We start from the raw sequence: 2,123 nt of genomic DNA, 5'->3' as shown, positions 1-2,123 counted from the left end.
TCTCGTGGGCGCGGAGATGTGTATAGGGGACAGCGCCCCCGCCGATCCCCGCCGACCCGGCGCGGGCCTCTCCACCGACGCCCTGGTGGCCGGTCTGCGGCGGGCCACCAGGCGTGGGCCGGCCCCCGACCCGGGGGAGCTCCTCGCCCGCCTCGCCGAGGCGTCGGGCGGGGTGGGTCCGGCCCCGGGGCCCGGCGGGCGCCGTCGCCTGTGGACCGCCGTCTCCGAGCTGTGGGGGCAGTCCCTCGCCCGCCACGGACCGCGTCCCGCGACACGGGAGCTGCGGCGGGCCCTGCTCTCCGCCCCCGACCCGGGGACGGCGGCCCTGCTGCTCGACCTCGCCGACGCCCACGGTCTGCGTCCCCTGCGCGCCGCCGAGCTGCGCCCCCTGCTCACCGGCACCGGCACCGGCACCGGCGGTGCGGGCGGGAGGCGCGCCGGCGGCCGCGACGACCTCCGCGACGACCTCCGCGTCCTGCGGCACGCCGGCTGGCGTCACCTCTCCGGCCTGCCCGACGCCGCGCCGCTGCTGCCCGCCCCCGCCGCCGTCGAGGACCCCTACGAGCGGCTGCTGCTCTCCGCCGTCTGGTACCGCCTGGCCGGGGCCTCCCATCCGGCCGCCGCTCTCTTCACCCGGGCCCTGCCCGTGCCCCGCGCCCCCCGAAGGGACGGGATGGTCGTCGTGCAGCCGATGCTCCAGGGCCGGCTCGGCTCCCCGGGCCGGGGCTCCGGCGGTGGCCTGGGCGTTCTCCTGGAGGGCTTGGGGGACGCCCTGGCGGGATGCGGGGGCGTCGCGCGGGTCCTCACCCCGGTCACCGTCGGCCGCGGTGATCTGCGCCCCGGTGAGCGGCTGCTGGACCGTCACGGCGAGGGCCACTGGGTGCTGCGGCTGCCCACCGACACCGACGACCGGGTGGCTTCCGAGGAGATGGGCGATCACCGCGCGGACCTCGCCTGGTGGACCACCCGCGTGCTGGCGCGGGTGGGCTGCTCACCCGCCGTCGTCCACGTCCGGTGGGCCGATGACGGTGCGCTGGCGGTGGCCGAGGCGGCCCGGCGGCTGGGCCTGCGGCTGGTGTTCACCGCCACCCCCGACCCGCACCGTCGGCTGATCGAGCGTCACTCCGGCCCCCGTGACCCCCGCGATTCCGCCGGGGCCGAGGCCATGCGTCACGATCTGCACCGCGTCTTCGTCGCCGACCGGCTGGTCGCCCGCTCCGACGCCGTGGTCGCCATACCCGGCCGCGGCGGCGGGACCGAGGAGTTGGTCCGGTACTTCCCCCAGCTCGAGGACGGCCACCGCGGCCGTCCGCTGATCGCGCCACCCGAGGGCATCCCCGTGCCGAGTCCCCGGGCGAGCGACCGTCGGGAGCGCCGTCGCCTGGTGGAGGGGTTGTTCCGCCGGAATCCCGGCCCGGAGGCCCTCGACCCCGCCGCCCGATCCCTCCCGTTGCTCCTCAACGTCGGCCGGCTGCACCCGGTCAAACAACAGGACCTCCTGGTGGAGAGCTGGCTCGCGTCGGGGCTGTACCGCGACACCGCCCTCGTCCTCATCGGCGGCGATCCCGACCGGCCCTCGCCCGTGGAGGTCGCGATGCGACGGCGCATCACGGACCTGCTGGCGGGGGTTCCGGGGGCCGCCCCTCGAATCGCCCTCGTCCCGGCCCTGCCCAACCGGGAGGTGCGGTTGCTGGAGCAGGGCCTGGCCGATCCGCGGGCCGGGATACGGGCCCACTACGTCTGTTCCAGCGCCAAGGAGGAGTTCGGGTTGGCGATCCTGGAGGCGATGGCCGCGGGCCTGCCCGCCGCCGGTCCCCGGGTGGGCGGCGTCCCGCACTACATCCGCGACGGGGTGAACGGCCTGCTCCTGGACACCTCCTCGACGGCCTCCCTGGCGGCGGGTCTGGCCCGGCTGCCGGCCCTGAGCGAGCCGGCGCGCCGGGAGATGGCCGAGCGCGGCCGGCTGACCGTGCGGCGCCGCTACTCCGTCACCGGCACCGCCGAGCGCCTCGCCCGGGAGTACCGGTCCCTGCTCGCCCCGCGCGCCGCCGTCCCGGCCGGTTGACCGCCGGGGTCGGTCGGCTCCCCTCCCGGCCGGCCCCGGCTTCCCCTCCCGCTACCGC

The 2,123-nt window shown here is 77.9% G+C and carries 1 protein-coding gene; it reads left to right on the top strand.

The window, feature by feature from the left end:
* The coding region (locus FOE67_RS23685; protein ID WP_228474213.1) for a glycosyltransferase family 4 protein at positions 1-2,065 on the top strand (2,065 nt) is incomplete at its 5' end.
* Positions 2,066-2,123: the final 58 nt, after the last annotated feature.

Source organism: Streptomyces calidiresistens (assembly GCF_014141525.1).
Lineage (GTDB): Bacteria > Actinomycetota > Actinomycetes > Streptomycetales > Streptomycetaceae > Streptomyces > Streptomyces calidiresistens.
This window is presented reverse-complemented; position numbering and strand designations above follow the sequence as displayed.